This is a genomic window from Streptomyces sp. NPDC051976 (genome assembly GCF_040680795.1).
GTDB lineage: Bacteria > Actinomycetota > Actinomycetes > Streptomycetales > Streptomycetaceae > Actinacidiphila.
The window spans coordinates 139,149-162,284 of the sequence record NZ_JBFAXL010000003.1 but is presented as its reverse complement, the minus strand read 5'-3'; the positions used below and the strand labels follow the sequence as shown (position 1 = coordinate 162,284).

The 23,136-nt window shown below is 72.1% G+C and carries 16 protein-coding genes and 1 pseudogene; 7 read left to right on the top strand and 10 right to left on the bottom strand.

The window, feature by feature from the left end; translation table 11 throughout:
• Window positions 1–40: 40 nt before the first annotated feature.
• From AB0M29_RS04930 to AB0M29_RS04910, 5 genes are all read right to left on the bottom strand, one after another.
• A complete protein-coding gene (locus AB0M29_RS04930) occupies window positions 41–871 on the bottom strand; it encodes an alpha/beta hydrolase (RefSeq protein ID WP_365378999.1) in 831 nt (276 codons plus the stop codon).
• Window positions 872–931: 60 nt separating this feature from the next.
• Window positions 932–1,336 carry a hypothetical protein gene (locus AB0M29_RS04925; RefSeq protein WP_365378996.1) on the bottom strand — a complete coding sequence of 135 codons (405 nt, stop codon included), beginning with the start codon at window positions 1,334–1,336 and terminating at the stop codon, window positions 932–934.
• A 341-nt stretch (window positions 1,337–1,677) separates the two neighbouring features.
• Window positions 1,678–3,675 (bottom strand): hypothetical protein, encoded by a 1,998-nt coding sequence (locus AB0M29_RS04920; RefSeq protein ID WP_365378993.1) that lies wholly within the window; start codon window positions 3,673–3,675, stop codon window positions 1,678–1,680.
• A gap of 22 nt (window positions 3,676–3,697) precedes the next feature.
• Window positions 3,698–5,323, bottom strand: a complete 1,626-nt coding sequence (locus AB0M29_RS04915; RefSeq protein WP_365378991.1) for a hypothetical protein — start codon at window positions 5,321–5,323, stop codon at window positions 3,698–3,700.
• A gap of 170 nt (window positions 5,324–5,493) precedes the next feature.
• Window positions 5,494–6,234 (bottom strand): TioE family transcriptional regulator, encoded by a 741-nt coding sequence (locus tag AB0M29_RS04910; RefSeq protein ID WP_365378989.1) that lies wholly within the window; start codon window positions 6,232–6,234, stop codon window positions 5,494–5,496.
• A gap of 58 nt (window positions 6,235–6,292) precedes the next feature.
• On the opposite strand from AB0M29_RS04910, the gene AB0M29_RS04905 reads away from it, so the two are divergent.
• Both AB0M29_RS04905 and AB0M29_RS04900 read left to right on the top strand, forming a co-directional pair.
• Window positions 6,293–7,507, top strand: a complete 1,215-nt coding sequence (locus AB0M29_RS04905) for an erythromycin esterase family protein (protein WP_365378986.1) — start codon at window positions 6,293–6,295, stop codon at window positions 7,505–7,507.
• A gap of 195 nt (window positions 7,508–7,702) precedes the next feature.
• Window positions 7,703–10,303 carry a TIM-barrel domain-containing protein gene (locus AB0M29_RS04900; protein WP_365378983.1) on the top strand — a complete coding sequence of 867 codons (2,601 nt, stop codon included), beginning with the start codon at window positions 7,703–7,705 and terminating at the stop codon, window positions 10,301–10,303.
• Window positions 10,304–10,395: 92 nt separating this feature from the next.
• Here AB0M29_RS04900 and AB0M29_RS04895 read toward each other — a convergent pair whose 3' ends face one another.
• Window positions 10,396–11,232 (bottom strand): hypothetical protein, encoded by an 837-nt coding sequence (locus AB0M29_RS04895; RefSeq protein ID WP_365378980.1) that lies wholly within the window; start codon window positions 11,230–11,232, stop codon window positions 10,396–10,398.
• A gap of 409 nt (window positions 11,233–11,641) precedes the next feature.
• Here AB0M29_RS04895 and AB0M29_RS04890 point away from each other — a divergent pair, with 409 nt between their 5' ends.
• A complete protein-coding gene (locus tag AB0M29_RS04890) occupies window positions 11,642–12,226 on the top strand; it encodes a hypothetical protein (RefSeq protein ID WP_365378978.1) in 585 nt (194 codons plus the stop codon).
• Between the two features lie 21 nt (window positions 12,227–12,247).
• On the opposite strand, the gene AB0M29_RS04885 is transcribed toward AB0M29_RS04890, so the two are convergent.
• Complete coding sequence (locus tag AB0M29_RS04885; RefSeq protein ID WP_365378975.1) at window positions 12,248–13,363, bottom strand: epoxide hydrolase family protein; 1,116 nt, start codon at window positions 13,361–13,363, stop codon at window positions 12,248–12,250.
• A gap of 208 nt (window positions 13,364–13,571) precedes the next feature.
• Here AB0M29_RS04885 and AB0M29_RS04880 point away from each other — a divergent pair, with 208 nt between their 5' ends.
• A complete protein-coding gene (locus AB0M29_RS04880) occupies window positions 13,572–14,822 on the top strand; it encodes a SpoIIE family protein phosphatase (RefSeq protein WP_365378973.1) in 1,251 nt (416 codons plus the stop codon).
• Here the strand turns inward: AB0M29_RS04880 and AB0M29_RS04875 are convergent.
• Complete coding sequence (locus AB0M29_RS04875; protein ID WP_365378969.1) at window positions 14,809–17,187, bottom strand: beta-galactosidase; 2,379 nt, start codon at window positions 17,185–17,187, stop codon at window positions 14,809–14,811. The genes AB0M29_RS04880 and AB0M29_RS04875 overlap by 14 nt on opposite strands.
• A gap of 152 nt (window positions 17,188–17,339) precedes the next feature.
• Here AB0M29_RS04875 and AB0M29_RS04870 point away from each other — a divergent pair, with 152 nt between their 5' ends.
• Window positions 17,340–19,946, top strand: coding sequence for an alpha-N-acetylglucosaminidase TIM-barrel domain-containing protein (locus AB0M29_RS04870; protein WP_365378966.1), 2,607 nt, complete (start codon window positions 17,340–17,342; stop codon window positions 19,944–19,946).
• A 74-nt stretch (window positions 19,947–20,020) separates the two neighbouring features.
• A pseudogene (locus tag AB0M29_RS04865) lies at window positions 20,021–20,695 on the top strand (alpha/beta fold hydrolase); the annotation flags it as partial.
• Here AB0M29_RS04865 and AB0M29_RS04860 read toward each other — a convergent pair.
• On the bottom strand, window positions 20,678–21,979 hold the full coding sequence (locus tag AB0M29_RS04860) for an MFS transporter (protein ID WP_365378964.1): 1,302 nt from the start codon (window positions 21,977–21,979) through the stop codon (window positions 20,678–20,680). The pseudogene AB0M29_RS04865 and the gene AB0M29_RS04860 overlap by 18 nt on opposite strands.
• Window positions 21,980–22,053: 74 nt before the next feature.
• Between AB0M29_RS04860 and AB0M29_RS04855 the strand changes: the two genes are divergently transcribed.
• Window positions 22,054–22,617 (top strand): CGNR zinc finger domain-containing protein, encoded by a 564-nt coding sequence (locus AB0M29_RS04855; protein WP_365378961.1) that lies wholly within the window; start codon window positions 22,054–22,056, stop codon window positions 22,615–22,617.
• Window positions 22,618–22,736: 119 nt separating this feature from the next.
• Here the strand turns inward: AB0M29_RS04855 and AB0M29_RS04850 are convergent, their stop codons facing one another.
• Window positions 22,737–23,090, bottom strand: coding sequence for an antibiotic biosynthesis monooxygenase (locus tag AB0M29_RS04850; protein ID WP_365378958.1), 354 nt, complete (start codon window positions 23,088–23,090; stop codon window positions 22,737–22,739).
• Between the last annotated feature and the right edge of the window lie 46 nt (window positions 23,091–23,136).

Below are 23,136 nucleotides of genomic sequence, written 5' to 3'. Positions count from 1 at the left end.
CTGCCTCAGGGGGTCGGTGGTCGCCGCCGACGCGGGCGAACTACGCGAAGAACCTCAGCAGTTGCTCGTTGACCTCTTCCGCGTAGGTCCAGCACAGGCCGTGGTCGGCGCCTTCGATCGGCACATAGGTGCTGTCCTTGATCATCGCGTGGGCGGCCGGGCCGCACGCGTCGATGGGCAGGATGCGGTCCGCGGTGCCGTGCAGGATCAGCACGGGGATGTCGATCTTCGGCAGGTCGGCGCGGAAGTCGGTGTACCAGCTCGACACGCAGGCGATGGTGCCGATGGGTGAGGCGGACACCGCGGAGTTCCACGCGTCCTGGACGACCTCGGAGCTGATCCGGCTGCCGAGCGTCTCGTCGAGGTTGAAGAAGTTCTTGTTCCACTCGGTGAAGTAGGCGAAGCGGTCGGCGGTCAGCGCGGCGGCGATCTCGTCGAACACCTCCTGGGGCACCCCGTCGGGCGTCTCGGGGGTCTTGAGGAGATACGGCGGGACACCGGAGACGATCGCGGCCCGGCGGATCCGGCCCGAGCCGTACGTGCCGAGGTAGCGGGCGATCTCCCCGCCGCCCATGGAGTGGCCGGCCAGGTCGACGTCGTGCAGGTCGAGGGTGGTCAGCAGTTTGTCCAGGTCGGCGGCGAAGGTGTCGTAGTCGTAGCCTTCGCTCGGCTGGCTGGAGCGTCCGAAGCCGCGGCGGTCGTACGTGATCACGCGGCGTCCGGCGGCGAGCAGGGCGCGTTCCTGGCGCTCCCACGCGCGGCCGCTGAGCGGGAAGCCGTGGATCAGCACGACCGGTCGGCCGCTGCCGTGGTCCTCGTAGTGCAGCGTGATCGGCAGTGAGTTCTCTTCGCCGACGGTGATGCGGTGCATGCTCAGCTCCTTGGAGAGGTGTGCCGGGTCCGGCGGTCGCCGGACCCGGCTGCGGCTAGCTCACACGGGCAGGACGTAGGGAAAGTTCGGGACGCGCAGGGCCTCGGCGGTGCGGGGGCCCAGCCCGGAGGGCACGGCGGTGTTGAGCACGGGGGAGAGCATCGCCTCGGGGGCGTTGTCGGCCAGGGTGCGGCCGTTGTGACCCGAGAAGCCGTACGCGGCCGGGGTGCCGACGACGTAGGGGAGCACGTCGGGGAGGAGCAGGTCGGCCACGGCCTTCCCGTGGCCGTCTGGGTCCGCCGAGGTGCCCGCGGCGCGGACGCCGGGCTCGGCGTACTTGCCCGTGATGTCGGAGTTCACGTTCACGACGAACACGGTGCTGTCGTCGCCGGGGAACACGTACAGGTCATCGATGAACAGCTGGCCGCTTTGGGCCGCGAGCGGGGTGTCGAGGTGGTGGGACATGGAATCAGCCTCGCGGGATGTGAGTCGCCGATCGGCCGACGGGTGCCGACGTCATCGCTTCGATGGGTGAGTGGAACCAAGTGTCGCGATGCCGTCGGGGTGTCACCCGTCTCGCCGCTGTTGATGGACGCAAGATCCTTCGGTTGGCAGACAGCGGAAGGGGCCGGACCGGAGATCAGGCCGCCGCACGTGCCGCGGAAGGGGAGGACTCTCTGATACTGATGATTCAATCAATAACGATGAAAGTATTCAACCGGTGACGTGAGTCTGTGCCGTCGGCTGTACGGCCGAGGGTGGGTGGGACATCTGGCGTAGGCGCTCTCATGACACGCCGGAACGGCTCAGCGCTGGGTGAGCGGCAGGCGGAGCACTCCGCCGCCGTGCCCGACGACGACGTCCGCGCCCGCCGTGGCCAGGCAGGTGACCGCCACGTCCAGGGCGAGGTGCCGTACCGTGCCGGTCGCCGGCTCCCATATGCGCAGCCGGTGCCCGAGTCTGCTGCCGGTCACCAGGACCGTGCGGTCGCCGTTCAGGACGGAGGCGGTCAGAGCCTGAAGGCCCGCGGTGCCCGTCGCGAGGGGCAGACCGTCGCCGACCTGGGTCCCGGTGGCGGGGTCCCAGAGCGTGACGGTGCCGCGGTTGTCCGCGGTGCCCAGCAAGACGCGGTCGGGGGTGGGGACGGCCGCCACGGCCGCCATGGGGTGACGCCCCTCCTTGGGCGCGGACGCGCTCAGCTGTACGGCCGCGCCCCGGTCCCAGGGGTCTTCGACAGCGGGATCCCACACGTGCACGCCCCCGTTGGTGTCCGCTGCGGCGATCAGCGTATGGACCGGAGAGATCGGGATCGCGGCCATCGACCGGACCGGAACACCGTACGGATTGAGCCGCCCGACGGGCTCGGTCATGGCGGGATCCCACAACCGGACCGCGCCGCGGGCCGTGGCGGTGACCAGCAGCGTGCGGCCGTCAGGAACCCTCGCGGCGCACATCGCGGTCACCCCGTCGGTCCCGTTCCTGGCGGGCTCGCGGATCGGCCGCCCGGTGTCGGGATCCCACAGTACGAGGGTCCCGGTGTCGCCGCCGCTCGCCAGCAGGACGCGGCAGTCCGGCAGGGGCAGGGCCGTCATCGCGCGGACGCGGTCGGGTTGTCCTGGCAGCGGTCCGTGGACCAGCCGCCCGTCGGCCGTGTCCCACAGGCACACCGTGCCCTCGTCCCCGGCGGCGGCCACGAGAGGGGGATGCCCGGGGCGGGACACCACCGTCAACGCGTGGACGGCCCTCAGGGAGCCGGACGGAGGATCGGCGAACACCGCCGTACGGCCCCAGGAGGTGCCGTCGGCCGCGGCCAGCGCGTCTCCCTCCTGCCGGAACCGCGTCGCCGCCACATCCGTGCGGCCGGCGTGCGGGTGGGGCCGGGCACCGTATGGGTTCTCCGCCAGGCCGTCGGCGATCGTCCAGGTGTGCTCGCAGTCCCAGCAGCGGAAGTCGCCCGTGAGCGACAGCAGGGTGCGGGCCCGTTCGTCTCCGTGTCGCGGGGCGCCGTCGCTGACCGCGGCCGTGGCGGCGACCAGGCACAGGACCGCAGGACCGGGGGTTTCGGCGGGCACGCCCGCGACAGCGACCTCGCGTGCCACCCGCAGGAAGGGCTTCCACTCCTTGCCCAGCGCTCGCTCGTCCAGTGCCGCGGCGACCTCGCGCCACGGGTGCTCTCCTCGGCGGGCGTGGGCGGGGTCAGGCGCTCCCGGTGCCCCGGTGGTCGGACGCCCCGGATCCACGAAGAACCCGGGGAGCTCGGTGTCGGACCCGCAGCCCGGGCAGATCAGCCCGAGGTACTCCTCGCCGGGGTCCAGACACCACAGCGCCTCGGCGATGTGGTGACCGGCGAAGGCGACGCCGCACAGCGCGAGGCGGGCGCGGGCCTTCGGGGGAGTGCCGGGGGCGAGCAGGCTTCGTACGGCCGCCTGCTCGGCAAGCCGGAGTGCGGCGCTGAAGCCCGGTTGCAGATCGGCCGGGACGGGCGGTCTGTCCTCCGCGGTGACGAGGAATCCCAGGTCCACCCAGAAGTCCGCGGATGCCCGCGGGGGCAGGTCCGCCGCCGCCTCGACGAGATGCGGCAGGGCCGCGTAGGCGCTGGGGGCGACGGTGCCGTCGTCGATCAGCCCGCCGGCGAGGTCCGTCCAGGACTGCCGCCATGCGTCGCCGGTCCCGGTGGCGGTGGCGTCGCCGGTGGCGGCGGTGCGGGCGGAGGACATGTGCTCCAGGAGCGCCGTCACCTCCTCGGCCGTCACACCGTCGAGGTCGCCCCAACGGGGGCTGTGCAGGGGCAGCTTGGGAATCATGGAGGGAGTATCGCAATCGTCGTCAGCTCGGCGGGGTGGCGTATGTCGTGGCGGCTCCGCCGGTCATCCGGTCGACGACGAGGGCCGTTGAGCGGGGTGCGATCCGCTCCAGGGACGACTGGACGGGCGCGCTGCCGTCGAGCAGCACGACCTGTGCGGCGAGCCTGCGCGCGGAGGACGGTTCGGACACCTCCATGAGTGCGGCCAGTGCGCGGGTTCGCGTCGCGCGGTAGGCGATCGTGCGGGTGAGCGCCTCGGCCCGGTCGGTGTCGCCGAGTCGGCCCCACTCCCGTACGACCGGGACCAGTGCCGCGCCGCGGGCCCAGCGGTCGGTGATCGCGAGCGCCAACGCCTCGGCCCGGTCCGGATCGCCGTGCCGGGCGATCTCCTGGACCACCTCGATCAGGGTGCTGTCCTGGGTCCGGTGGTCGGTGATCGCGTAGGCGAGTGCCTCGGCCCGGTCCGTGTCGCCGTGGCGGGCCAGCTCTCGGGCGAGCGCCGCCTGCCACTCGCCGCGTTGATCGGGCTCGACGCTTTCCATGAGCTCCATGGCCTGCTCCACGTGTCCGCCGCGGGCCAGCATGAGTGTCAACGCGCGCAGCACAACGCCGTGTTCGCGGCCGTCCACGGTGTCGAGCAGCGCCCGCGCCCGGTCGGACAGTGCCTGAGCCACGGACGGGTCGGCGGTGGCGGGGACGGCGTTCAGCACATGGGCCATGTCCGAGGCGTCGAGGGAGGTCCTGGGGGAGAGCGGGCGGGCGTCGGCCTCGTTTCCTGCCTCGTCCCCCTCCAAGTCGGCGGTCTGGTCGAGCGCCCATCCGCACACCCAGGGTTCGACGGCGGGTTCGGCCGGGGTGCGCAGGAGGGTGTCGATCCTGCGCAGGTCTCCCGCGAGCGCTTCGCGGGCCAACATGGCGGCGAACGGCCGTGGTGGGGCCCAGATGTTCGTCCGTCCGCGCGGTCGGGTGGCCTGTTCCAGGCGGTCGGCGAGCGCGGAGGCCCGGTCGTGGTCGCCGGTGGCGACGGCCACCTCGACCAGGTCGGCGAGCACCTGCTCCGACCGCTCGGAGACGCCGTTCCCCAGCTCGCGTTCGGCGCGTGCGGCGAACCCGCGCGCCTGCTCGATGTCGCCGCCCTCCACCACGGCCTGCGCCAACAGGGCCCAGACCCTTGCCCAGTTGTGCGGGTAGCGGACCCTCTCCGCCAGGACGACGGCCTTCTCCCGCTCACCGGCCCGGGCCCACACCGGCACGAGCGTGACCATGGCGCCGTCGTGCAGCTGCCGTTGGGGAATCGACTCGGCCAGTGCCTGGGCGACGGCCGGATCTCCGGCGGCCACCGCGATGTTCACCAGCTCCAGCAGCCGCTCGCCCTGCCGGGTGTCGTCGCTGATCGTGTACGCCAGTTCCGCCGCGCGCACGAGATGGCCGGTGCGGGCGAGCGTCCGTAGCCACCATCCCTCGGTGACATCTGCGTCGTTGCCCCGGCGCGCCGACAGCCGCAACAGGGCCACCAGGCACGGCTCGTACCCCCGCCGCAGTACGTCCTTCCCCGCCTCGCCCTCCGGCGCGAGGCCGCGCTGCCGCTCCCACTCCCGCGAGGTGAGCAACTCCTGCCCCCACGCGGCCCAGTCCTCCGCCGAGCCCATCAATCCACCCCCTGTCGCACCCCCGCGAAGCCGCATGACACAGCATCCCAGCCGCCCGCCGCCCGGCCATCCGTGAACCTACGTATGGTCCGGGCGGCGCACGCCATGGACGTCCGGGCCGGGCACCACGGGCGGTGCCGCGCGGGGCGGGCAGTGTTCCGGCGGTCCGCTCAGTCCCCCCGCGCCCGCAGGTACGCGTCCAGTTCCGCGGCCGCGGTCAGCATCGCGCGGCCGCGGGTGGAGAGCCGGTTGTGCCAGTCGGTCAGGGTGGCTTCCAGCGGGGCGAGGCCGCCCGCGGAGCGGACCTGGGTGATGAGGGGGGCGATCTGGTCCAGGAGGTAGCCGCCGCGGCGGAGTTGGTGGGTCAGGTGGGCGTCGCGGACGTCGGGCTCGTCGTAGACGCGGTAGCCGGTGAGGGGGTCGCGGCGGGGGTGGATGAGGCCGGCGCCTTCCCACTTGCGCAAGGTCGCGGGGCGGACGCCGAGGGCTTCCGCCAGCGGTCCGATGAAGGTGGGGAAGCGGTCGGAGGCGCTGTCGGGGCGGGAGCGGGGGGCCGCGGCGGGCTCCAGGCCGCGCAGGGCGTGCTCCACGGCCTGGAGGGTGCGGCGGTCGTCGAGGAGTTGGGCGTGGCTGGTGTCGATGAGCCGGAACGCCTCGTCGGCCGCGCCCTGGTTGACCGCGCGCATGACGGAGGTGGCCGTCGGGTGTCCGTGGGCGGGCACCAGGGCGAGAAAGGCGCGGGTCGCCTGGGCGTGCAGCGGCGTGTAGGTGCGGTAGCCGTGGGGTGTGCGGGCGGCGGCCGGAAGGATGCCCGCTTCCTCGTAGTTCCTGATCGCCTGCGTGGACAGCCCGTGCTCGCGCGCCAGGTCGATCGGTCGGAGCCGTTCACCGGCTTGAAGGTTTCGTCGCACGTTTCCCCTGACAGCGCGGAAAAGTTTCCACCGAAGGTTCAACGATACCGTTGAAGGCATGGCGACTGACATCAAGGACTCCGCCCATCCCGTCGAGGCTGCCGCCGTCATGCGGCTGCTCCCGGCCCGGCCGCGACTGCTCGCCCTGGGCGAGCCCACGCACGGCGAGGACGCACTGCTCGAACTGCGCAACGAACTGTTCCGGCAACTCGTCGAGGAGCAGGGCTACCGGACGATCGCGATCGAGAGCGACTGCCTGAAGGGCCTGATCGTGGACGACTACGTGACGCACGGGACGGGCACTCTCGACGACGTCATGGAGCGCGGCTTCAGCCACACATGGTTCAACGCGTCCGCGCCCAACCGCGAGTTGGTGCGGTGGATGCGCGCCTACAACGACGACCGGCCCGCGCCCGAGCGGCTCCGCTTCGCCGGTTTCGACGGCCCGCTGGAGATGACCGGCGCCGCGAGCCCCCGCGAGGCACTCACCGCGCTGCACGACCACCTCTCGGCGCGAGTGGACGCCGACCTGCTCCCGTGCACCGCCGGGACACTCGACCGGCTGCTCGGCGCCGACGAGCGGTGGACGCAGCCGGCCGCGATGACGGACCCGAGCCGGTCCGTGGGGCGGTCGGCCGAGGCGGGCGAACTGCGGCTGTTCGCCGACGACTTGGTGGCCCTGCTCGACGAGCGGACCCCCGAGCTGATCGCGGTCGCCTCGCGGGACGCGTGGCACCGGGCGCGCCTGTACGGGCGTACGGCCGTCGGCCTGCTGCGCTACCACCACTGGATGGCGGACACCTCACCGGCCCGTATGACCCGGCTGGTGGGGCTGCGGGCCCAGATGATGGCCCGCAACCTCCTCGCCCTCACCGAGCGCGGTCCGGCGCTGGCCCACGCCCACAACGGCCATCTCCAGCGGCACCGCAGCACGATGCGGATGAGCGGAGTCCCGGTGCACTGGTGGAGCGCGGGCGCGATCGCAAGTGCCCATCTGGGGGAGCGCTACGCGTTCCTGGCCACGGCTCTCGGCACCCTCCCGCACCAGGGAGTGGGCACTCCGCCGCCAGACACCGTCGAAGGACTCCTGTACGCCCTCACCGACGACCGCGGTGTCGTCGACGCCCGCCGCCTGGCGACCGCCCTCGGTGCCACGCCCCCCGCACCCCGCGAATCGCCGTGGTTCGGCTACTCCCCGCTCGACCCGGCCCATCTCGCGGACAGCGACGGGATCGTCTTCGTCAAGGACGTGCCGCGCCCGGAACGCCCCTGACCCCACCCCCGGAGCACGGGCATCACGGCACGCCTGTGTCCGTGCCATTGACATGAACCTGCGCGTAGACGACCCTCGGTGCGTGAATCTGCTCGTTCAAGCCGAACTTCACGCAAGGTCAATCATTCGATGTCGGTTTGATGTTGATGGGAGCTCTGTAGCGTGCGACCCTTCCCGCGCCGTTCTCTAGGGTCGGTGGTGGCCACCGTAGGGGCGGCCACCATCCTGGCCCTCACGGTGATCAGTGCGCCCGCGCCACCGGCCCGTGCCGCCGACCCCGCCGGAGGTGTGCTGGACGCCGCCCACGGCAGCGTCACCTGGCAGAGCCCGGTGTACGCCAAGGGCACCGGCGGCGGACCCGAGACCTGCCCCGCGGCCGCCGACGACCCCGCGAACGCCGTCTGCGACCGGTTCGACCTCACGGTCTCGGTCCCCGACGGGTACTGGAACGACAACCCCGAGGGCGGCGTCCCGCTGTCCATCACCTGGCAGACGCCCACCGACGACTTCGACCTCTACATCTACGACGACGCGGGCAAGCAGGTGGCCTCCAGCGCCGGGACCGCCGACCCCGAGGCGACCGTCATCCCGCGCGCCTCCGGGACCTACCACGTCGTGGTCGTCCCCTACGACGTGCACGACAACTCCTTCACCGGCGCCGCCTATCTGCCGCAGACCACCGACGCGGGCGACCTGACGTCCTTCTCCGGCGCGAACGGCACCTACACCTTCAAGGCCGGGCAACTCCTCGCCCGGGCCGACTTCCTGACCGGCGGTCAACTCCGCCTGCAGGCCGACCCGTCCGGCTCGCTGAGCGACCCCGCGGGCACCGCCATCGTGCGCAGCGCGCCCGCGGCCGAGCGGCACACCTCGTCCTTCGACGCCGGTTCCTACTACGGGATCCGCTCACCGCAGGCAGTGCTGCGCGTGTACAAGAAGCCGCTGCGCTTCGGCCTGTACAAGCCGGACAACCGCACCCCCATCTGGCAGGAGGACAAGCCTCTGCGCTGGTCCACCGGCGGTATGCGGCAGAGCCTGCAACGCGGCGCCGACGAGCAGTTCTTCGGCGGCGGCGAGCAGAACGGCAGCTTCTCGCACCGCGACCAGACGATGTACGTCTCCAACAGCTTCGACTGGAACGAGGGCGGCTACAACAACTCCCAGCCGTTCTACCTCTCCAGCGCCGGATACGGTGTCTTCCGCAACACCTTCGCGCCGGGCGTGTACACCTTCGGCTCGCCGGTGACCACCGGCCAGCAGGAACGGCGGCTGGACGCCTACTACTTCATCGGTGACGCCAAGCAGGTCATCGGTGACTACACCGCGCTGGCGGGCCGCCCGTTCATGCCGCCCGTCTACGGCCTCGAACCGGGCGACTCCGACTGCTACCTGCACAACGCCAACCGCGGTGAACGCCACACCCTGGACGCACTGAAGGTCGCCGACGGCTACACCCAGCACGACATGCCGCTCGGCTGGATGCTCGTCAACGACGGCTACGGCTGCGGCTACGAGAACCTGCCGCAGACCGCCAAGGGGCTGCAGGACCACAACGCCCAGCTCGGGCTGTGGACCCAGGACGGCATCGACAAACTGGCCGACCAGGTCAAGGCGGGCCAGCGGGTGGCGAAACTGGACGTCGCCTGGGTCGGCAACGGCTACAAGTTCGCGCTGGACGCCTGCGACGCGGCCAAGGCCGGCATCGAGAACAACAGCGACGCCCGCGGCTTCGTCTGGCTGCCCGTCTCCTGGGCCGGCGCCCAGCGGTGCGGGGTGCTGTGGAGCGGTGACCAGCAGCTGTCGTGGGACTACATCCGCTGGCAGATCCCGACCTACGCCGGAGCCACCATGTCCGGCATCGCGTACGACACCGGTGACGTGGGCAGCATCTACCGCCACGACCCGAAGATGTACACCCGCGACCTGCAGTGGAAGTCGTTCCTCCCGGCCATCATGACGATGGACGGCTGGGCCACGGACATCGCGACCGGCAAGCCCGCCGACCAGCAGCCGTGGCTCGACGGCGACCCGTACACCGGCATCAACCGCAAGTACCTGCAGCTCAAGGAGCGGCTGCTGCCGTACATGTACACGCTGTCCGCCGACGCCGCCAGGACCGGGGTGGGCGCGGTGCGCCCGCTGTGGCTGGAGTACCCCGGCGACCCGGGCACGCTCACCCCGCAGGCGAAGTACGAGTTCCTGTCCGGGTCCGACTTCCTGGTCGCCCCGGTCTACCAGGACTCCGACACCCGCGACGGGATCTACCTGCCCAAGGGCACCTGGACCGACTACTGGACCGGGCGCACCTACCAGGGCCCGACCACCCTCAACGGCTACCACGCGCCGCTGGACACCCTGCCGCTGTTCGTCCGCGGTGGCGCGATCGTCCCCATGTGGCCGCAGGGCACGACCAGTTGGCAGACCCGCGACCGGCACGAGCTGGACTGGGACCTCTACCCGGTCAACGGCACCAGCGGCTACACCCTGTACGAGGACGACGGGGTCACCCGCGACTTCGCCAAGGGAGCCGCCGCCACCCAGCACGTGTCCGTGCACGCCGAGCCGAACATGACGACCGTCGACGTCGGCGCGAGCGTGGGCGGTTACCAGGGCAAGGTCGACGCCCGCTCCTATGTGTTCACCGTGCACGGCCGGTCCGCGCCGCGCCACGTCATGGTCGACGGACGCCAACTGCCCGCCGGATCCTGGTCGTACGACCCCGACACCCAGGTGACCCGGGTGCGGACGCCGAGTCTGCGTCTCGACCGGGCCTTCTCGGTGCGGCTGATCGGCTGATCGGCTGACGCGACGCGCGATGCCAGGTGGGGACGGTCGGTGCGACCGTCCCCACCTGGCAGGTGAGCGACCTCGGAGCGGAAGAGGCGGACTCAGGCCACGGCGGGCACCTCCGCGGGGAAGGGGCGGCCGGTGAGGGCGGTGTAGTCGGCCGCGAGCTGCTGCAGGTCGACGCCGTCGAGGAAGGTGGGATGCCGCAGGTGCTCGGGCCAGATGACGACCCATGCCTCCTCGACGTTGCGCCTCCAGAAGGCGTCCGTGAAGCTCGTCTCCTCGGCCCAGGTGATGAAGCGTTCGTCCCCGCCCAGGGAGCCGGGCCCTGCCGGACCGTAGCCGCCGGTGATGACGGAGTGCCCTCCCACATCGGGGGAGTTGTGGTGGTAGTCCCAGGGCTTGTCCTCCCCGAACTCCACCTCGTTCATCTTCTGCACGACGATGCCGGTCCACACGTACCCGAAGATCGCCACGGCGGCCTTGACCTCGTCGGGGCTCGTCGGGTCGACGCGGGCGAACGCGAGGGCCTTCACCCCGTCGGGTCCGCCGTTCTTGGCGATGTGGTCCAGCACGGTCTGGATGTCCATGCCGTTGTCGGACGACGACTCGGGCCCGTTGGTGGCGGCTGTGCCCTGCGGGTCGAAGTCCTGGTTCTGCGTCCTGTACAGCTCCCAGACCTCGTCCTGGCCCGGGTACTCCTCGTTCTTGTCGTGGCTCACCGCGGACGTGACGAGTCGCCGTACGTTCGCCCACGTCACCGCGACACAGTCACCGGCCTTGTCATTGCCGAGCATCTCCCAGCCGCCCTTGAGCGGGAGGAAGTAGTCCGCGGCTTCCGGATGCGCCGGGGTGATGCCGGTGAACATCCGGGAGAACGAGAGGGAGGGACGCCGGCTCGGCGCGCGGCGCCCGTACTTGCAGGCAGTTCTGGGCATGGTGATTCCCCACCGATGAGTTTGTGGCATCACCGCTCCGTCGGGAGTGGGCCCCTCTGGAACAGAGACCGCTCCCCGAGGCGGGTCACGGAAGCGCGGTGACGACCGCTGCGGCGGACCCGACGTCTTCGTACTCTCAGGGTCCGCCTCGACGCGGTCGCCCGCAACTGGAGGGAGAGCGCCCGGGATTGACGTGTGAAGAGGTTGAAGCGTTATCTACGGCCCGATCTTGAACCGGGACGCCGCCTAGTACGTGCCCGCTGTCCGGCTACGGCCGTACGGGGGCGATGAGTTCGGCCGGTGCCGCTGGTATGTACGGGGCCCGCACCGATCGAGAGGATAGCGCCGTGAGAGTTGTCGTCACCGAGTTCGCCCCGCTGGACGGGGTCGTGTCCGACCGGGTCGGCCGGTGAGCGCCGCGCCGGGGCAGCAGCCGCCACCCGGTGCGGCGCTGTCGCTGCCCGCGACGCGCCAGGCGTTACGGCGGTACGCCGCCAGGTCCGCGGGACTGGCTCTCGCCGGGCTCGCGGTCGTCGTGGCCGCCGCGCTGGGCCTGGCCTCGTCGCCCCACGCGGTGCGGCCGGTGCTGGTCTTTCTGCTCAGCAGCGGCCTCCTGCCGCTGGGCGGTGGACTGGTGAGCCTGGCCAACGTCCCGCGCATGCGCCGCCTCATGGCACGCCACCCGTGGCGCGTATGGGACGGCAGCTATCAGGTACTCCCGCTCGGCGGCGGGCAACCGGCTCTGCTGCCCGCCGGACCGGGCGGACGGCTGCTGGCGGTGGTCGCCTGGCGCTGGAACTGGCGCGTCCTCGGCATCCGGCAGCACCAGGTCTGGTACGCCGGCGATCCCCTGCACGGCCCCGCCGTGGCCGCCCCACCGGGCGGCTCCGTTCTGCTGTGGGCGCGCCCCGCGCGCAGGTTCCGCCGCCTGCGGCGGAGCCTCGCCGGCGATCAGCACATCCCCGGAGACCGGCCCACCCGCGACGACCGGTGAAGGGACCGCGGCGGCCCCGCGTCAGGGGGTGAAGAAGTCGGCGATGTCGCTGGCGAGCAGGTCAGGAACCTCGGCCGCCGCGAAGTGTCCGCCGCGGGGGAAGGGTGTCCAGCGGCGGACGTCGTAGAGGCGTTCGAACCAGGAGCGCGGTGGGTTCCCCTCCGGGACGAACTCATTGGCGAAGAGGGCGATCGCGGTCGGCACCCGCACCTTGTCGTCGGGGCCGATCGCGGTGCCGTGCCACCGGTTGTCGTAGTAGTCGCGCATCGACGAGGTGATCGATCCGGTCGCCCACCAGAGGGTGAGCATCGTCAGCAGGGTGTCGCGGTCGAAGGTGGCGTCGAGATCGCCGTCGCTGTCCGACCACGAGCGCCACTTGTCCAGCACCCACGCTGCCAGCCCCGCGGGGGAGTCGTTGAGGCCGTAACCCAGCGTCTGCGGGCGGGTGGACTGGACGGCGCTGTACCCGCGTTCGGTCGCGTCCCAGCGGGCGACATGGTCGACGTACGCCTGCTCCTGCGGCGTCAGCGGCGGGGAGCCGGGGCCGGTGTACGGCCACATCTCCGGCGTGCTCACATGGATGCCGAGCATCCGTTCGGGCTGGAGCAGCGCCATGTGGGTGGCCACCCCGGCACCGAAGTCACCGCCGTGCGCGCCGTAGCGCTCGTAGCCGAGCCCCTGCATGAGCCGGTGCCACAGGCCGGCGACGTACTGCCGGTCGACGCCGACGCGCGGCGGGCGCGGGGAGAAGGCATAGCCGGGCAGTGACGGTACGACCAGGTCGAAGGTGTCGCCGAGCCGGTCGACCAGGCCGAGCAGCTCGACGAACGTGCTGGGCCAGCCGTGCGTCAGGACCAGCGGGATCGCGCCGTCGGGGCCCCGGTGGTGCACGAAGTGGATGCGTACGCCGTCCACCTCGGCCGTCTTGTGCGCGTAGCGGTTGAGCGCCCTCTCCCGTGCGCGCCAGTCGAAGCCGTCCGCCCAACAGTCCAGCAGATCACGGAGATACGCCAGATCCGTGCCCTGGCTCCACGCCTGGCCCGGCGCCTCGTCCGGCCAGCGGGTGTGCCGGATCCGCGCGCGCAGGTCGTCCAGCACCGCATCGGGTACGGCGACGGTGTACGGCTCGACTCGCATCCGCCCATGCTAGTGACGGCGACCGCCGCGGCGGCCTCGATGACGACCCGGGCGGGTCTCGCGGCGCCGGGGCCTGGGCCGTCCGGGGGAGCGCCGGTCGTGCCTGCGGGCGGTTACGGAGCCGGTGGCGTTCACTGGCGGGGGGTGCCCGCGCGGGCCTGTGGCGGTGGGCGCGGGCCCATGACGAGGCTGCCGGCGCGGAGGCGGGATGACACAGCAGGGGAGCGGCGGACTCGACCACGCGGCGCTCTTCGCCGCGGTGCCGGCCGCCTGTGTGGTGCTCGACCGCGACCTGACGATCGTCACCGCCAACGACGCGTACACCGAGGTCACCGGCCGTTCGGTGGCCGACCTGGCGGGCCGTGACTTCTTCGAGGTCTACCCGCCGGAACCCACCGACGCGCTGTCGCACGGCGCGGACGCCCACCGCAGGTCGCTGCGGGCGGCGCTCACCTCGGGCCGTCCCAGCACGCTGCTGCTGCACCGCTTCGCGATCACCCGCCCCGGTGGCACCGGGCAGTTCGAGCCCCGCTGGTGGAACGTGGTGAACCAGCCGGTGAAGGGCGCGGACGGCTCGGTGGAGCTGATCATCCACCGTATCGACGACGTCACCGACTTCGTCCGGTCCCATCAGCACGGCGCGGGCGGTCCGGAGGACACCGAGAACCAGGCGCTGCGCGCCGGACTGTTCAGCCGGGCCAAGGAGTTGGAGCGCACCGTCGGCCTGCTGCAGGAGGCGGAGGTGCGCACCCGTGACGTGGCGCAGACGCTGCAGCGCGCGATGCTGTCCACTCCCGACCTGGAGGGCGGTCACCCCGACATCGCGGTGCGCTACCGGCCCGCGATGCGGGATCTGAACGCCTGCGGCGACTGGTACGACGTGGTGGACCTGTCCGACGGGCGGATGGCGCTGACCGTGGGCGACGTGGTGGGGCACGGCGTGGAGGCCGCCAGCATCATGGGCATGCTGCGCAGCGTCCTCAACGCCGCCGTCCGTGTCGCCGACAGCCCCAGCAGCGCGCTGGAGACCCTCGGCCTGTACGCGCGGGCGCACGACGCCGCCATGGGCACCACCACCTTCGCCTGCCTGCTCTTCCCGACCAGCAGCCTTCTGACCTACAGCAACGCCGGCCACCCGGCCCCCGTCCTCATGCACGCCGACGGCACCCACGAGCAGCTCGACCAGGCCCTGGACCCACCCCTGGGGGTACGGCTGGAACATGTGCCCCGCCCGCAGGCCACCGTCGACTACCGCACGGACGACACGCTGGTCCTCTACACCGACGGCCTGATCGAGCGCCGGGGCGAGGACATCGACGTGGGCGTCCAGCGGCTCGTCGACGCCCTCCGCGAAGCACGCACCCTGCCACCGGGACCGCTCGCCGACACCCTGCTGCAGGTCATGGCGGACCCGGCGGGCCAGCAGGACGACATCTCGTTGCTGGTCATCCGGCTGTGACGCCGGTGGCCGTCAGCTCTGCGGCGCTGGTCCAGGGGCCGCGGCCGCCCGCCTCGCTGAGGGCGCGCAGGCGGAGGTAGCGGCCGGGGACGGTGGGGAGGGGGACGGTCTTGCGGGTGGGGGTGTCGGGGAAGGTGCCGGTGGCGGCCGGGGTGCCCCAGGCGGTGGGGGAGTCGGAGACGTAGATCTCGTAGCGCCCGATGCGGCCGTTGGCGTTGCCGTCCTGGCGGGGGAGGTAGGAGAAGGAGTCGACGGCGTGACGGGCGCCCAGGTCGATCTGGATCTCGTGCGGCAGGGCGGGACTCGAGCCGTACCACTGGGTGTGCCAGAGGGTCGCGGGGTCGCCGTCGAAGGCGTGGGTGGCGGCGCCGTTCTCGCCTTGTGTCTCCTGGCTGTCGGCGTAGAGAAGCCGCCAGGCGGAGACGGGGATGGGCGGGGAGGTGACGGCCGGGCCCGCGAGGGTGGACTGCAGGGTGATCGGCAGCGGGGTGATCTGGTGCTGGTCGAGGATCAGGACGTCGTTGCTGCCCTGGCGCAGCCACGGCGCCGGGCAGTACAGCCGCCGCTGCGGGCCGATGGCCCAGTAACGGCCCAGATTACGGCCGTTCACCCAGACCACGCCCTTGGTCCAGTGCGACATGTCGAGATACGTGTCGCCGACGGTGTCGATCTCGACCCGGGCCCGGAAGAAGATCCCGGGGCGGGTGGGGTCGGTGACGGTGGGCCTGAGGTTGGCGACGAAGTGGTCGTCCAGCGGCAGCAGGGTGGTGGTCCAGCCGGTGAGGGCACCGGAGTTGCCGACGGCGACGCTCTCCAGGATGCCCTTGCGGTCGACCAGGGCGTGGCCGAAGTTGGTGCGGCCCAGGCCCTCCACCAGGATGTCGAGAGTGGGGGAGGCGCCGACAGCGCTCGAAGAGGGCAGCGTCAGCGGCGCGTTGGCGGTCGCGATGTCCAGGGCGGCGGCGACATCGGCGGGGAGGTTCTGGCGGTACAGCCCGCCGGCGTACCGCCCGTTGACGAACACCGTGGCGTAGTCGTGCACCCAACGCACGGTCAGGCCGCCGCCGTTGTAGCCGGTCAGATGCTTGCTGTAGAGGATGAGGCCGGTGTTCTGGCCGAAGTTCTCCATCGGCTGCGGGGTGGTGGTCTGCGCGGCGGGCAGCGGCGCGGGCAGGTTGTCCCACAGCGAGGCGTACGCCACGGGCTGCAGGTCGGTGCCGCCGGCGCGGCTGACGGTGGGGACGGGCGCGGGGACGGCGGGCGGTGGCGCGGGCAGATATCCGGCGATGAGGTCGCGGTAGGCGGTGTAGCGGGGGCCGGGCGCGCCCTGTTCGGTGATGGGCGCGCTGTAGTCGTAACTGGTGATGTCGGGCTGGTAGTTGCCCGAGGAGTCGTCGGCGTTGGCCCCGGCGCTGAAGCCGAAGTTGGTGCCCCCGTGGATCATGTAGATGTTGAAGGACAGCTGGGCGTCCATCAGGCCCTTGAGGGTGGCGGAGATGTCGCTTCCCTGCCCGGCGAAGGTGCTGTCACCCCAGTGGGTGAGCCAGCCGGGGTAGACCTCGCCGGCCATCGCGGGCACGGCGGGGAACGCCTTGCGGGCCTGGGCGATCTGGCCCGCGTCACCGCCGCTGAGCGCGACGGCGCCACCGGTCACCACGGTCTTGTTGCCGGTGGCCTGCCCGAGGCCGTCCTCGGTGTAGAACGGCCCGGAGACACCGCCGGTGAGCCACAACTGCCGTAGCTCCTCCAGATACGGGGCGCTGCTGCCGTAGGAGCCGTACTCGTTCTCGATCTGCACCATCAGGACCGGTCCGCCGTTGTCGATCATCAGCGGCTTCACCCGGGGGACGAGGGCCTGGTAGTAGCGGGTGACGGCGGCCATGTAGTGCGGGTCGTCCGCCGCGGCGACACGGAGCTTGATGTCGGGGTTCTTCAGCAGGTAGGGCGGGATGCCGCCGAGGTCCCACTCGCCGCAGCAGTAGGGGCCGGGGCGCAGCAGGACCCACATGCCCTCCTGCTGGCACAGCCGCACGAAGCGCGCGATGTCCCGGCGGTCGGTGGTGAAGTCGAAGACGCCGGGGCTCTCCTCGATGTAGTTCCACATCACGTACACCGAGACGGTGTTCATGCCCATCGCCTTGGCCATCCGGATACGGTGCTGCCAGTGCTCGACGGGGATACGGGCCGGGTGCATCTCGCCGCTGCGGATCTGGAACGGCGCGCCGTCGAGCAGGAACGCGCTGCCGTCCGCCGCGAAGCGGAACCGGGAGGACGCCGCGGAGGCGGGCGACGCGTTGCCGAGACCTGCCGCGGCCGCGCCGGCCGCCGTGATCAGGCTGAGGGAGAGAAAGCGGCGACGATCCATGGTCGGAGGCTCCTCGTTGAGCGGCCGTGATCGTATCTGTTTGGTGTGCTGGCTTTCTGTGCAGTCTTGCGCACATTGGCAGTGCGTTGCGAGCATGTCAAGAGCACGGGCGGCTGCCCGGGCGTCAACGGCCCCCCACGCCTGGAGGCGCGATGCGCACCCCGTCCCTGCGAAAAGCCGCGGCCGCGGTCCTCTCCCTGGCCGTCGGCGCGATCCTGCCGCTGACCGTGCCGCTGCAGACCGCCGCCCACGCGGCCTCCGGCTTCGACACCGCGCCGGCCGCAGCCGCCCTCCAACGCCTGCTGCCGGCCCAGGCGGGCCAGATCACCCTGGTGGCCGCGGACCGGAACACCCCTGGCACGGACGCCTTCTCGGTGTCCGGAGCGGCCGGAGCGATCCGGGTCCAGGGCACCTCGCCCGCCACGCTGCTGACCGGCGTCGGCTGGTATCTGCGGCATGTCGCCCACGCCGACATCGGGCTGCCCGGTGACAGTACGGCGAAGCTTCCGGCGACCCTGCCCGCGGTGCCCCAGCCGTTCACCGACGCGGCGGTGGTGCCGCACCGCTACGCCCTCAACGACACCGAGAACGGCTACGGCGGCACCGCGGGCGCCTACCGCACCTTCGCCGACTACCAGCACGAGGTCGACGTCCTGGCGCTGCACGGCTTCAACGAGGTCCTGGTCACCGTCGGCGCCGAACAGCCCTACTACCAACTCCTCCAGCAGTTCGGGTACTCGGCCGCCGAAGCCCGGTCGTGGATCCCGGCACCGGCCCACCAGCCGTGGTGGCTGCTGCAGAACATGTTCGGCTTCGGCGGACCGGTCACCGACCAACTCCTCACCGCCCGCGCCGCGTTGGGACGGCAGGTCTGCGACCAGTTGCGCGCGCTCGGCATGACGCCGGTCCTGCCCGGCTACTACGGCACCGTGCCCACCGACTTCGCCACCCGCAACCCGGGCGCCGCCGTCGTCGCCCAGGGCGGCTGGACCGGCTTCACCCGCGACTCCTGGCTCGACCCGACCGGCTCGCTGTTCGCCCGCGTCGCCGCCGCGTACTACACCGCGCAGACCGCCGCGTTCGGCGCCAGTGCGATGTACAAGATGGACCCGCTGCACGAGGGCGGCACCGCGGGCGGCGTCAACGTCCCCGCCGCGGCCGCCGCCATCCAGCACGCCCTGCTGACGGCCCACCCCGGGGCGATCTGGGCGATCCTCGGGTGGCAGAGCAACCCGTCCGCGGCCCTGCTGTCCGGCGTGGACAAGACGAAGATGCTCATCGTGGACGGCCTGTCCGACCGCTACGACAACCTCGACCGCGAGTCGTCCTGGGGCGGCACACCGTACGCCTTCGGCACCATCCCGAACTTCGGCGGCAAGACCACCCTGGGTGCCAACACCGCGGTGTGGACCACCCGTTTCCAGCAGTGGCTCACCAAGAGCGGCAGCGCGCTGAAGGGCATCGCCTACATGCCCGAGGGCTCCGGCCACGACCCGGCGGCCTTCACGCTCTTCGCGGACCTGGCCTGGGCCTCCGCGCCGATCGACCAGTCCGCCTGGTTCACCGACTACGCCACGGCACGCTACGGCGGCGCGGACACCCACGCCGCCGACGCCTGGAACCTGCTGCGCCAGGGCCCGTACAGCATGCCGTCCGGCTCGTGGAGCGAGGCCCAGGACGGCCTGTTCACCGCCCGCCCCTCACTGACCGCCGCCACCAGCGCCTCCTGGTCGCCCACGTCGACGCGCTACGACACCGCCACGGTCCAGCGGGCGCTGAACGCCCTGCTCGCGGTCGCGCCCGCGCTGCGGTCCGGTGACGCCTACCGGTACGACGTGGTCGACGTCGCCCGCCAGGCGCTGGCCAACCGCAGCCGCGTCCTGCTGCCCCAGATCGCCGCCGCCTACAACGCGAAGGACCTCACCACCTTCCGCTCCCTGGTCGGCGAGTGGAACACCGACGAGGCCACCCTGGACCGGCTGCTCGGCACCGACCCCCGCTTCATGGTCGGCACCTGGCTCGCCCGCGTCCCCGCCTGGGGCTCCTCCCCGAGCGAGCGCACCCAACTCGGCTACGACGCCCGCGCCTTGCTCACCACCTGGGGCGACACCCGAGGCGAGGCCGAGAGCGGGGGCCTGCGGGACTACGCCGCCCGCGAGTGGTCGGGCATGGTCTCCGACCTCTACGCCAAGCGCTGGGCCGCCTACTTCTCCTCCCTGGACACCGCGCTGGTGAACAGCACCGCCCCGGCCCCGGTGGACTTCTTCGCCATGGACGACGCCTGGGCCAGGGCGACCACCACCTACCCCACCACCGCGTCCGGCGACCCGGTCGCCGTCGCCGCCTCCGTCGCCACCTCCCTGCCGCCCGTCACTCCCACCGGCCCCGTGACCGGCATCGGCGGCAAGTGCGTCGACGTCACGAACGGCAACAGCGCCGACAGCACCCCGCTCCAACTCCACACCTGCAACGGAACCGCGGCCCAGACCTGGTCGCTGCCCGGCGACCGGACCGTCCGCGCCATGGGCAAGTGCATGGACGTACGCGGCGGCGCCACATCGGCCGGAACCGTGGTCCAGCTGTACACCTGCAACGGCACCCCCGCCCAGAGCTGGGTGCCCGGGACCGACCGCACACTGCGGAACACCAAGTCGGGCCTGTGCCTCGACGCCACCGGCGGTTCGAGCGCCGACGGCACCGCCCTGATCATCTGGACCTGCACCGCCAACGCCAACCAGCTCTGGACGCTGCCGAGTTGACCTGACCGGCGCTGCGATTCCCGGGTGGGCGGCCGACCGCCGCCCACCCGGGAATCGACCTAGACTGCGGTGCCATGGCAGGAGCAACGCTTCACCTTCAGACCTTCGGGGACGCGTCGGGGCCGCCGGTGGTCGCCGTCCACGGTGTGTACGGCTATGGAGGCCGCTGGCGGGAACTGGCCGCGGCACACCTGGCCGACCGGCGCGTGTACGCGCCCGATCTCCGCGGACAGGGCCGGTCCCTGTGGTCTCCGCCGTGGACACTGGAGCAGCACGCCGCCGACCTGCTGGCCACGATGGACGCCCACGGCGTGCCCCGTGCCGACCTGCTGGGATTCTCCTTCGGCGCCGCGGTCTGCCTGCACCTGGCCCGGCACGCCCCCGAACGGGTGCGCCGCCTCGTACTCCTGGACCCCGCCGTGGGGCTCGGCGGCGAGGCCACGGCCAGGAGCGCCGCCAAGGCGCTGAAGGCGCCGTCGTTCCTCGATCCCGCGGAGGCGCGGGCGGCCTTCGCGAAGTCCTGGCCGAAGGCCCCACGGGACGCGGCCGACGAGGAGATCAGCGACTACCTCATGCAGGACGAGGACGGCCGCTGGCGGTGGCGCTTCCACCCCGAGTCGATCGCCGCGTCCTACGGCGAAATGGCCCGCTCCCCGGCTCTCCCACCCTCCACCGTCCCCACCCTCCTCATCCGCGCCGCCCGATCCAACGTCGTGCCCCGGAAGTACGTGTCAGCCTGCCGCGACGCCGGTGTCGCGGTGGCCGACGTCGAGTCCGGTCACCAACTCCTGCTGGAGCGGCCGAAGGAGACGGGCGTCCTGATCCGCGAGTTCCTCGACGCCGGCGTCACCCGGGCGGGCAGTCCCGGGCTCTGACCGTGGCCTGGGACCGACCCGGAGGTGCAGCGCGGCGAGCAGGAGGCAGAGGGCGGCCATCGTGGACCACAGGGTGGTCGACCCCGCGCGGGCGAGGAGTTGGGTGCCGAGGACCGGGGCGAGTGTGGCCGCGACGCCCCAACTCGTGCCGAAGACGGCCAGATAGCGGCCGGTCGCGCCGGGTGGCGCGAGGTCCGTGACCAGCGCGTAGACGCGGCCCATGATCACCAGGTCGCCCAGACTCCAGACGACGGCTGAGGCGAGCATCGCGGGCAGGGTGCGGGCGAGGGCGTAACCGGTCAGGCCCGCTGCCAGCAGCAGGTGGGCGACGGCGAGCGCGACGGGCGTGGTGAGCCGGAGTGCCCGGGCCGACCGGATCAGCGGCTGGGCGAGCACAGTCGTGGCAGCGGTGGCGGTGAACAGCAACCCGGCGTCGGCGGCGGGCAGGCCCTGCCGGGCGAGCGCGAGCGGCAGGGCCATCACGGTCTGCTGGTTGATCAGGGCGTAGGCGGTTCCGGTGGCCAGGACGGTGAGCAGGGCCGGGTCCCGCAGCGGGCGTACGGCGGTGGCGCCGTGGCCGGGTCCGGGTGGCGCCGGGCGGTCGTGGGGCAGGGCCAGCCGGACCAGCAGGGCGCAGGCCAGGCAGCTGACGGCGTCGGCGACGAAGAGCCAGCGCAGATCCCAGCGCCCGAGGAGGGCGGCGAGCAGTCCCGCGCCCATGCCGCCGGCCGCGAGTGCGGCGCTGAGCAGGCTGAACGCCTGCACTCGTTGCCGCTCCGGCACGGACTCGCCGATGATCGCCTGGCTGGGCGGCTCGTAGAGCTCGAAGGCCAGTCCGAGCAGCACGGCCGCGCCGACCGTCCAGACGAGCGACGTCCCGGCCGCGATCGCGAGCTGCGCCACGGCGCACCCGCAGAGCCCGAGCAGGATCGTGGTCCGCCGGCCGATGCGGTCGGCCAGCCGTCCCCCGGCGAGGCGGGAGGGGATGGTCGCGAGCCCGAAAGTGGCGGCGACCAGGCCGGCGGTGGTCAGGCCCACGCCGTGGTCGGTGCTGATCAGCGCGGTGAGGAAGGGCAGCGAGAAGGCTCCGAGCTGGTTCACGACGCGGGCGAGCAGCAGCAGACGCACGGTACGGGGCAGTGGTGCGGAGCGCGGCACAGCACCTCCCGTCACTGGTCAATCGGATATGGTCAGTGACGAGTACCGTAGGCAAGTGAAGGATAACTGGTCAAGTGCTGTTCGACAGTCACATGCGGACCTTGCTCGACGCCTCGGTGGCGCTCGTCAACGCGCTGACCGACGGTGAGGCGCGCGGCCGCCGCTACGTCGCCCCCCAGGGCGCCGAGCGGGTGGAGGCGGTCCGCGCGGCGCTGTCCGCGGCGGCGGACCTGGGACGCGCCGAGGCCGACCGGCTGGCCGACACCGCCCAGGTCCTGCGCGTAGTCTTCGAGGCCGCGGCCGCCGACCGGCTCGACGACGCGGCTCCCGCGCTCAACGCCCTGCTGCGCGACAGCGGCGCCCGCCCCCAGCTCGACCGCGCTCCCGGCCAGCCGTGGCAGGTGCACTTCCACGGGGCCGACGACTCCTACGCCATCGGCTGGAGCGCCGGCTGCGCCACCGGCCTGGCCATGGCTCTCGGCGGCGACTACGCGGGGCGCCTCGGCGTCTGCGCGGCCCCGCGCTGCGACCGGGTCTACGTGGACACCTCCCGCAACGCGGGCCGCCAGTTCTGCTCGACCGCCTGCCAGAACCGGGTCAAGGCGGCGGTGTTCCGCGCGAGACGTGCGGGCGGCTAGGGCCTGTCCGGCGGGCGTGCGTGCCAGGCGCCGAAGGGGCCGTTCGTGATCCGCCGGACAGGCTGTAAGCATGGGCGCCGGGGCCGCGGCGGCCCTGCCGGCGGGCTGCCCGGGAGGACCTACGCCCGCGTGAAGCCGTGGCTGCGCTCCACCTTCGCCACGTGCAGTGTGTAGCTCTCGTACCACTCGGCCCGCCCGCGCTGCTGCGCCGCGCGGTGCTCGGCGTCGGTGCGCCACTGGGTGAGGGCGTCGGCGTCGCGGAAGTAGCCGACGGTGATACCCAGCCCGCCGGGGGTCTGCGCGTGGTCCATCCCCAGGTAGCCGGGGATGTCCTTCACCAGTTCCTCCATGCGGGCGTTGGTCTCGCGGTAGCCGCCCTGCTCCTGGGTCCGGACCGTGGCGAACACGGCGACGTAGTAGGGGGGTTCGAAGGCCTCGATGGGCGCGACAGGTGCTTCGGGGTGATCGCTCATGACGCCACCGTAGGGCGGGATGCGTCCGGTGATCCAACGTCTTTTC

Bases quoted from the DNA above. Each gene is read 5' to 3' on its own strand.
- AB0M29_RS04930 (WP_365378999.1), bottom strand. From the start codon at position 871: ATGCACCGCATCACCGTCGGCGAAGAGAACTCACTGCCGATCACGCTG.
- AB0M29_RS04925 (WP_365378996.1), bottom strand. From the start codon at position 1,336: ATGTCCCACCACCTCGACACCCCGCTCGCGGCCCAAAGCGGCCAGCTG.
- AB0M29_RS04920 (WP_365378993.1), bottom strand. From the start codon at position 3,675: ATGATTCCCAAGCTGCCCCTGCACAGCCCCCGTTGGGGCGACCTCGAC.
- AB0M29_RS04915 (WP_365378991.1), bottom strand. From the start codon at position 5,323: ATGGGCTCGGCGGAGGACTGGGCCGCGTGGGGGCAGGAGTTGCTCACC.
- AB0M29_RS04905 (WP_365378986.1), top strand. From the start codon at position 6,293: ATGGCGACTGACATCAAGGACTCCGCCCATCCCGTCGAGGCTGCCGCC.
- AB0M29_RS04895 (WP_365378980.1), bottom strand. From the start codon at position 11,232: ATGCCCAGAACTGCCTGCAAGTACGGGCGCCGCGCGCCGAGCCGGCGT.
- AB0M29_RS04885 (WP_365378975.1), bottom strand. From the start codon at position 13,363: ATGCGAGTCGAGCCGTACACCGTCGCCGTACCCGATGCGGTGCTGGAC.
- AB0M29_RS04880 (WP_365378973.1), top strand. From the start codon at position 13,572: ATGACACAGCAGGGGAGCGGCGGACTCGACCACGCGGCGCTCTTCGCC.
- AB0M29_RS04875 (WP_365378969.1), bottom strand. From the start codon at position 17,187: ATGGATCGTCGCCGCTTTCTCTCCCTCAGCCTGATCACGGCGGCCGGC.
- AB0M29_RS04870 (WP_365378966.1), top strand. From the start codon at position 17,340: ATGCGCACCCCGTCCCTGCGAAAAGCCGCGGCCGCGGTCCTCTCCCTG.
- AB0M29_RS04850 (WP_365378958.1), bottom strand. From the start codon at position 23,090: ATGAGCGATCACCCCGAAGCACCTGTCGCGCCCATCGAGGCCTTCGAA.